At 54.7% G+C, this 7,930-nt stretch carries 8 protein-coding genes and 2 rRNA genes (1 of these 10 running past the window's edge); 1 reads left to right on the top strand and 9 read right to left on the bottom strand.

The window, feature by feature from the left end:
* Positions 1-16: 16 nt before the first annotated feature.
* From PM3016_RS35095 to PM3016_RS35125, 7 genes are all read right to left on the bottom strand, one after another.
* Complete coding sequence (locus tag PM3016_RS35095) at positions 17-820, bottom strand: PSP1 domain-containing protein (protein WP_014372598.1); 804 nt, start codon at positions 818-820, stop codon at positions 17-19.
* Between the two features lie 2 nt (positions 821-822).
* The gene (holB, locus tag PM3016_RS35100; RefSeq protein WP_014372599.1) at positions 823-1,800 is read right to left on the bottom strand and encodes a DNA polymerase III subunit delta'; all 978 of its coding nucleotides are present in this window, start codon (positions 1,798-1,800) and stop codon (positions 823-825) included.
* 52 nt (positions 1,801-1,852) lie between these two features.
* On the bottom strand, positions 1,853-2,299 hold the full coding sequence (locus tag PM3016_RS35105; RefSeq protein ID WP_013921262.1) for a YaaR family protein: 447 nt from the start codon (positions 2,297-2,299) through the stop codon (positions 1,853-1,855).
* A gap of 19 nt (positions 2,300-2,318) precedes the next feature.
* A complete protein-coding gene (locus PM3016_RS35110) occupies positions 2,319-2,648 on the bottom strand; it encodes a cyclic-di-AMP receptor (protein ID WP_013921263.1) in 330 nt (109 codons plus the stop codon).
* Between the two features lie 115 nt (positions 2,649-2,763).
* Positions 2,764-3,405, bottom strand: a complete 642-nt coding sequence (tmk, locus tag PM3016_RS35115; protein ID WP_014372600.1) for a dTMP kinase — start codon at positions 3,403-3,405, stop codon at positions 2,764-2,766.
* A gap of 49 nt (positions 3,406-3,454) precedes the next feature.
* Positions 3,455-4,933, bottom strand: coding sequence for an aminotransferase class I/II-fold pyridoxal phosphate-dependent enzyme (locus tag PM3016_RS35120; RefSeq protein ID WP_014372601.1), 1,479 nt, complete (start codon positions 4,931-4,933; stop codon positions 3,455-3,457).
* A gap of 100 nt (positions 4,934-5,033) precedes the next feature.
* Positions 5,034-5,234, bottom strand: coding sequence for a sigma factor G inhibitor Gin (locus PM3016_RS35125; RefSeq protein WP_014372602.1), 201 nt, complete (start codon positions 5,232-5,234; stop codon positions 5,034-5,036).
* Positions 5,235-5,417: 183 nt separating this feature from the next.
* Between PM3016_RS35125 and PM3016_RS35130 the strand changes: the two genes are divergently transcribed.
* The gene (locus PM3016_RS35130) at positions 5,418-5,942 is read left to right on the top strand and encodes a hypothetical protein (RefSeq protein WP_014372603.1); all 525 of its coding nucleotides are present in this window, start codon (positions 5,418-5,420) and stop codon (positions 5,940-5,942) included.
* Positions 5,943-6,238: 296 nt separating this feature from the next.
* Here the strand turns inward: PM3016_RS35130 and rrf are convergent.
* Positions 6,239-6,355: ribosomal RNA gene (gene rrf, locus PM3016_RS35135) — 5S ribosomal RNA — on the bottom strand.
* A 96-nt stretch (positions 6,356-6,451) separates the two neighbouring features.
* Positions 6,452-7,930: ribosomal RNA gene (locus PM3016_RS35140) — 23S ribosomal RNA — on the bottom strand; it runs 1,451 nt beyond the window's last position.

Raw genomic sequence — 7,930 nt, forward strand, 5'->3', positions numbered from 1 at the left:
ATCAAGCCCCGTTCCTCTAGTGCTGCTCTACCACATCGTCCAATGGAAGATCCATCACTTTCTTCAAATCGAACACCTGTACTTTGGCCGTACGCTCCGACACATTGAGGGAGATCAGACGTCCGTTGCCGAACGAGGTTACGACCTCACTGCCGACGCGCGGCAGATCGTCCTTGGCGCTTTCGTAGTTATCATGCTCATATTTCAGGCAGCACATCAGTCTGCCGCAGAGACCGGAGATCTTGGTCGGGTTGAGCGAGAGGTTCTGGTCCTTCGCCATCTTGATGGATACCGGCTCAAAGTCCCCGAGGAACGACGAACAGCATAGAATCCGTCCGCAGGGCCCGATTCCGCCCAGCATCTTGGCTTCATCCCGCACACCGATCTGCCGAAGCTCGATCCTTGTCCGGAAGATGCTCGCCAGATCCTTGACCAGCTCACGAAAATCAACCCGGCCTTCCGCCGTAAAATAAAAAATGATTTTGTTGCGGTCAAATGTATATTCAACGTCAACAAGCTTCATCCGAAGCTGATGATCCTTAATCTTATCCTGACAAATCGCAAACGCATTCTTTGCCGCCTGCTTGTTATCTTCTACAAGCTGTGCATCCTGTTGATCGGCTACCCGAATGACCTTCTTCAGCGGCAGCACAACGTCCGATTCGCCGACGGTCCGCCGGCCGATGACGACTTTGCCGTATTCGACACCTCTTGCGGTTTCGACGATAACAGCGCTGTCCTGTTCGACTGGAAGCTCGCTCGGATCGAAGTAATAAATCTTGCCCGCTTTCTTAAAGCGAACACCCACTACAGAAAACAAACCTACACCCCCTTGAGTCGCAGTAGTATATTTTCGAGCGCTAACTGGGGATTGGCGTGGAACCGCAGACGCTTTTGCGTCTCTATCGCCTGCTCAAGACAGGCGATCCAATGATCTATCGGATACGACAGCGCCTGCTGCGTCATCCAATCCATTCCATCCGTGTATATGATATCATCCCTGCTGCCCAGACACAGCTGTACCATGTCCTTAAGCCAGAGGATGAGCATGTCCATAAACTGCGGAAGCTGTTCGGAAAACTCTCCCTTCGCCAGCTTCTGCTGAGCGGTTAACAAAGCGGAAGGCAGACGGGTCAAGCTTTCTTTAGCTAATTGTATCACTAGGTTTCGCAGTTCTGCAAACCCATTTGTTTGAATGAGTGCTCTTGCCGCCTCGGTTCCCGCGGCCATATGCACCGCAATCTGAACCAAAAGCGGAGCGTGTCCCTCTGCGAGAAGCTTCTCTTTCATCTGTACTCTTCCCATGGGCAGAAATGAAATCCACTGCGAACGGGAACGGATGGTCGGAAGGAGCGCTTGTCCATTATCCGTAATGAGCACCGCCACCACTTGGGACGTAGGCTCCTCGAGAAACTTCAGAAGCGAATTCGACGCTTGGACGGTCATTTTGTCGGCCTGCTCCAGCACATACATCTTGGTGCCGGATGCCGATGCCCGGTAGGCGAACTGCTTCTGCAGGTCCCGGATCTGCTCGATCTTGATCGAGCTGCCATCGGGAACAATCCAATGCAGATCCGGATGGTTCCCATGCTCTACCTTCCGGCAGTCCAGGCACTGGCCGCAGGCATCGTCCGGGAGCACTTTGCAGTAGATGGCCTGTGCGAAAGCTTTGGCCATCTCCCGTCGTCCTGTGCCGCCGGGGCCGGTGAAGATATACGCGTGTGAGACTTTGTCGCTGCGAAGACTGTTCTGCAGAACCTGTTTGACCCGGTCCTGCCCCTGTATCGATCGAAAAGACATAATCGCCTCGGATTCCTTTCTATTCTTGCCGGCACAGCATCCTAATCTCTCTCTAAAAGAACAAGTTGATCAGCATTCCGCGAATATCGCCGATCCGCTGCAGCAGTTCGATATGCCCCTGCTCACTTTCAAGCAGCTCATCGGCAAGCCCCAGCAGCCCCTGATCGATCTCCTCGAGCAGCTTGTACCGCTTCGTGCGCCCCCGCCGGTCCCAGCCCTGCGTGTCGCGCAGCTGCACGCCGCGCCGGGCCGTTTCCTCGAGGAACTGCTTGATCATCATCCGGTACTGCCGAAGCTCCCGTACCGTCATCGATTTGGCGAGCCGCTGGCCCTGCAGATCAATCTGCTGCAGCATGCGCTGAAGCTCTTCCCGGGTTGCTTTTACATCCTGCTGCTGCATCATGTCAGAGAACGACTTTTGCTGCAGCGGCTGGGAAGACGTTGTCTCGTTTCTGATCAGGTCTTTGCCGGCAGGACGCCAACCCGGGTTGATTTTCATCAGAGCTCTACCCCTTTTCCTAGAAGTGCTCGAACCGCTCGACAGGCAGTACGAATACGGCTGCCCCGCCGACTTGAACCTCTACCGGGAATGGAATGTAGGAGTCCGTCGTTCCGCCCATAGGCGAAACCGGTGTCACCATCTGCTCCCGGATCTTGCAGTTGGACTTGATGACCTGCAGTACTTCCTGAACGCGCTCATCATCCGTACCGATCATGAACGTCGTGTTGCCTGCCCGGAGGAATCCCCCGGTACTGGCCAGCTTGGTTGCCCGAAAGCCCTCTTTGACGAGCGCATTCGACAGCCGGTTGCTGTCTTTATCCTGTACCACGGCAACTACCAATTTCATCGTACCAGCCTCCTCTGCGAGCTGAGTGAGGGATTACGCCTTCCTACTATAATAATTAGACAAGACGCCAACAGATTCCTTCCTATTAATAGGCTGTTTTTTCCGCTCTGCGTTATTATACTCGCCCAGCCAGTTTTTGGTTCACCAGCCTGCGGATTTCTTCCAAGACCACCGGCAGATCGGACTCCGCGTCAATCCGCACGATCCGCTCCGGATAACGCTCCAGCAGCTGCAGGTATCCTTCCCGGACCTTCCGGTGGAACTCCAGCTTCTCGAGGTCAAGGCGGTTCAGCTCCCGGCTGGCATCCGCTTGAATGCGGGCCAGGCCGACTTCCGGCCGCACGTCCATATATAGGGTGAGGTCCGGCATCCAGCCCTCGACGGCAAATGCATTGACCGCCAGCACCTCAGCCATCCCAAGTCCTCGGGCATGTCCCTGATAAGCCAGTGAGCTGTCGATGAAGCGGTCACATACCACAACCTGGCCGGACTGCAGAGCCGGTATGACTCTCTGGGTGAGATGCTGGCGCCTTGCCGCGGCATAGAGAAGGGCCTCCGTCCGGCTGTCCATCTCCGTATGGCTGCGGTCCAGGATCAGCTCGCGGATCTTCTCGGCAATCGGAATGCCTCCGGGCTCTCTTGTCGAGACCACCGCACCTCCCAGGTCGGCAGCAGCCTGAACGATCGCTCCGATCGCCGATGTCTTCCCGGCCCCTTCTCCACCTTCCACCGTTACAAAAAAACCTCTTCTGTCCATAATGTCCCCTGTTCTCTGCTTAAACATCAGCATATTGATGAAAAGAAACCTACTCGTCCCGCACCGATACCGTACCCGTGGCCGAGACATCATGTCCGTGAAACCGGCATCCGAGCTTCGCCAGCTCCGTCAAGTAATGGGATTGCTCCCTTGTAATGCGTTCACCCGGATAGAGGAGGGGAATACCCGGAGGATAGGGCACAATCATCTGGGCCGCCCTGTACCCGGCACAAGCAGATACGGGGATCAGGATGGTCTGCTCGGTACCCCCATAAAGGGTTTCCTCCCAGTCCAGTCTTACAGGCTCAGACACGGCATCCCATCCGTTACGGTTGATCGCCGGCAGCTGGATAGTCCGATGCTCCGGCGGATCCTGTATGACCTCAGCAAGATGCTCTAACGCCGCTACCAGCGCTGTGGTATCCTCCTGCGTTGTTCCAAGCCCCAAAGCCAGCAGGACGTTCCGCGGATCCGCAAGCTCGGCAAAGATGCCGTGCTCCTCGAGCCGTTCCCTCAGCTGAAACCCATCGAGCCCTCCGGTGCTGTCTGACAGTACGATCTTGAGCGGATCCTGCCGCCCGCCCAAGTCGGGGTTCGCGGCATTCACCGTCCACCGCGTCTGGGACTGAATGTAGGCGTGAAACTGCCTCGCAGCCTGGAGCACCGTCTCCAGCCGCTCCCTCCCGGAGACAGCCATCAGGCGCCGGGTCCAATCCAGGCTCCCGAGGATCGGATAGGAAGGGCTGGAGCTCTGCAGCATAGCCAGCGCCCTTTTGACCGCACTTCGGTTAATATTAGGACCTTGGAGATGAAGCATGGCCCCCATGGTCATCGCTGTCAGCATTTTATGCGACGATTGCACCACGGCATCCGCCCCGGCTGCCAGCGCGCTGGAAGGAACCTCCGTATGAAATCCAAAATGTGCTCCATGCGCTTCGTCCACCAGCAGCAGCTTGTCCTTCTTATGAAGCAAATCCGCCAGTGGAGCAAGATCTCTGCTTACCCCGTAATACGAGGGGTTCGTGATCAGCAGTCCCTTCGCCTGCGGATAGCGTCTTAAAGCCTTCTGCAAGGTATCCGGATGAACTCCGTGACTGAGTCCCGTTGCCTCATCCCACACCGGGGTCAGCAATACAGCCTGTGCTCCTGCCAGCATGAGCCCATGAAGAACGGACTTATGGGCGTCTCTCTGCACCAGCAGCAGATCCCCCCGGCGGCAGGACGATGCAATCATCGCCATATTGCCGGCTGTGCTCCCTCCCACGAGAAAGAACGTCTCCTCCGCTCCGAAGCATTCCGCCGCCAGCTGCTGCGCTTCCTGAATGGCTTCTTCCGGATGATGAAGATCGTCCAGCCCCGGGATTTCCGTCAGGTCGAGCGAGAGAATTTTTTTATAATAATCCATCGCAGCGGGATCCAGTAAGGCTCCTGATTTATGTCCGGGAACATGAAAGCTGTGTGCCCCCGATCGCTGATGGGCCGCTAATTGATCGAGCAGCGGGGTCCCAAGCTGCAGATTCGAATGCATGATGGACAAACCTCCAAATGGTAATACCCTATTGTACCAAACAAAAAAGCCCGCTTCCATCCCCTAAGGAGAAACCGGGCCTGATCCTCTATGATGTTTGTTACGCATTCTTTTTATATAAAATTTGCTTCATCTGATGAATGAAGAAAGGATATTTGGCATCACTCACGTCAGTTCTGACCATTTCACTTTCACAATCTTCGCAAATGAACTCCGAGATAATCATGATGCCTTCCTCTTTGTCTTGCCCACAGATGATACAGGACTGTGTGTAGGGTTGATGCTGCAGTGAATCGCCCATATCGCTTCACCTCTATTCCTTTTTCTACCAGTATAACCGAATCTCTTAAGTATTAAACCGCCTCTAAGCTATTATTATGAAGCTAGAGCAGGTCCGGTGCAGATATCGCTCAAATAAATCCTGCTTTTTGCCGATAACATGTATGGGAATGTCCTATTTTGTCGGTCTGTGGAGGATGGCCTATTGAACAACAACCGCAAAGCCGTATCTCAAAACTCTACGATTTACACGTATCGTCTTCTGCAAAGGATACACTATCAACCTTACTATTTTTATATGTATACCGCAATAGGAATCGCCGCGGCCGTCTACAGCTTGATGCATCTGAGCCCTTTGCAGTTCATTGCTGGGGTGATCGGGGTGCCGTTAGCGCACTTTTTCCTCCTGCTGCTCCTGCTGCATACCAAGGAAAAAAGAGCGGCCAAAACCTGGCGCTGGTACGCCGGATGGCCGTGGGTCGGCTATGCCCCCAGCGGGTACCTTTCCCTGTCCAAGCTGCGCCGGCTTCACAGGCAGCTCTTATGGGTGCTTCTTTTGCTGGCAGGCTGTCTGTATCCTTGGCTGCCGGTTCCGCTGCTCGTCTTTCTCGGCAGCTTTCACCTCTACCTTTTGTTTCCCCGGTTATTTCTGCTCTGGCGGTTTCGGAAGCACAAGGAGAACGGCTACGTCATCATTAACGAAAAGGACACTTCCTGCTATGCACAATAGCAGAAGTGTCCTTTTTTCCGGCTGCTTCCCTTAACCGGTGTTTACTGCTTTACGACAAAATAGGTCGGCACCAACAAAGATACCAGTACCCATGAGCAGGCAATAATGGTCCTTGCCGCAGCTGCTCCATTGTTCATGCGAATCTCCTCCTGGCAACGGTGGGTTCCCCATATTCAGGGCTGCTGCCCACGTTCTTCATTCTCCCCTGTTGGTTCTCTAACTATGTAGTACCGGCTTTCTCAGGCAACAACAAAAAGAGCCCCTTTGAACTCATAGTCCAAAAGGGCTCTTCATTGGCTTGGCGACGTTCTACTCTCCCAGGACCCTGCGGTCCAAGTACCATCGACGCTGGAAGGCTTAACGTTCGTGTTCGGGATGGGTACGCGTGGTTCCCTTCCGCCATCATCACCAAACGGTTGTTCAAGGCTTGCACCTTGAAAACTGGAAACGAAACTGCTAGCTGAAGACCTAACATCTATATTACTGCCGCCGCTTCCCTCAGGAAGCTTGTGGATAAGCCCTCGACCGATTAGTATTCGTCAGCTCCACACGTTGCCGCGCTTCCACCCCGAACCTATCAACCTCGTCGTCTACAAGGGGTCTTACATACTGGGAAATCTCATCTTGAGGGGGGCTTCACGCTTAGATGCTTTCAGCGCTTATCCCGTCCGTACTTGGCTATCCAGCCGTGCTCCTGGCGGAACAACTGGTACACCAGCGGTACGTCCATCCCGGTCCTCTCGTACTAAGGACAGCTCCTCTCAAATTTCCTGCGCCCGCGACAGATAGGGACCGAACTGTCTCACGACGTTCTGAACCCAGCTCGCGTACCGCTTTAATGGGCGAACAGCCCAACCCTTGGGACCTACTTCAGCCCCAGGATGCGATGAGCCGACATCGAGGTGCCAAACCTCCCCGTCGATGTGGACTCTTGGGGGAGATAAGCCTGTTATCCCCAGGGTAGCTTTTATCCGTTGAGCGATGGCCCTTCCATTCGGTACCACCGGATCACTAAGCCCGACTTTCGTCCCTGCTCGACCTGTTTGTCTCGCAGTCAAGCTCCCTTATGCCTTTGCACTCTTCGAATGATTTCCAACCATTCTGAGGGAACCTTGGGGCGCCTCCGTTACGCTTTAGGAGGCGACCGCCCCAGTCAAACTGCCCACCTGACACTGTCCCCGTACCGGATCACGGTACCAGGTTAGAACTCCGATACGATCAGGGTGGTATCCCAACGGCGCCTCCACCCAAGCTGGCGCTCAGGCTTCTCAGGCTCCCACCTATCCTGTACAGATCGTACCAAAGTCCAATATCAAGCTGCAGTAAAGCTCCATGGGGTCTTTCCGTCTTGTCGCGGGTAACCTGCATCTTCACAGGTATTAAAATTTCACCGGATCTCTCGTCGAGACAGCGCCCAAGTCGTTACGCCATTCGTGCGGGTCAGAATTTACCTGACAAGGAATTTCGCTACCTTAGGACCGTTATAGTTACGGCCGCCGTTTACTGGGGCTTCGGTTCACAGCTTCGGATTGCTCCTAACCGCTCCCCTTAACCTTCCAGCACCGGGCAGGCGTCAGCCCGTATACTTCGCCTTGCGGCTTCGCACAGACCTGTGTTTTTGCTAAACAGTCGCTTGGGCCTTTTCACTGCGGCCCCCTCGGGCTATTCACCCTACCGAGGCACCCCTTCTCCCGAAGTTACGGGGTCATTTTGCCGAGTTCCTTAACGAGAGTTCTTCCGCGCGCCTTAGCATGCTCTGCTCGCCTACCTGTGTCGGTTTGCGGTACGGGCACCTTCTCCCTGGCTAGAGGCTTTTCTTGGCAGCCTGAACTCATGACCTTCGGTACTTAAATTTCCCTCCCCATCACAGCTTAGCCTTACGATGTGCGGATTTGCCTACACATCAGCCTTACTGCTTGGACGAGCATCCATCAGCTCGCGTCACTATCCTTCTGCGTCACCCCATTGCTCATAACGGTTCACGGTGG

The organism is Paenibacillus mucilaginosus 3016, from assembly GCF_000250655.1.
Classification (GTDB): domain Bacteria; phylum Bacillota; class Bacilli; order Paenibacillales; family NBRC-103111; genus Paenibacillus_G; species Paenibacillus_G mucilaginosus.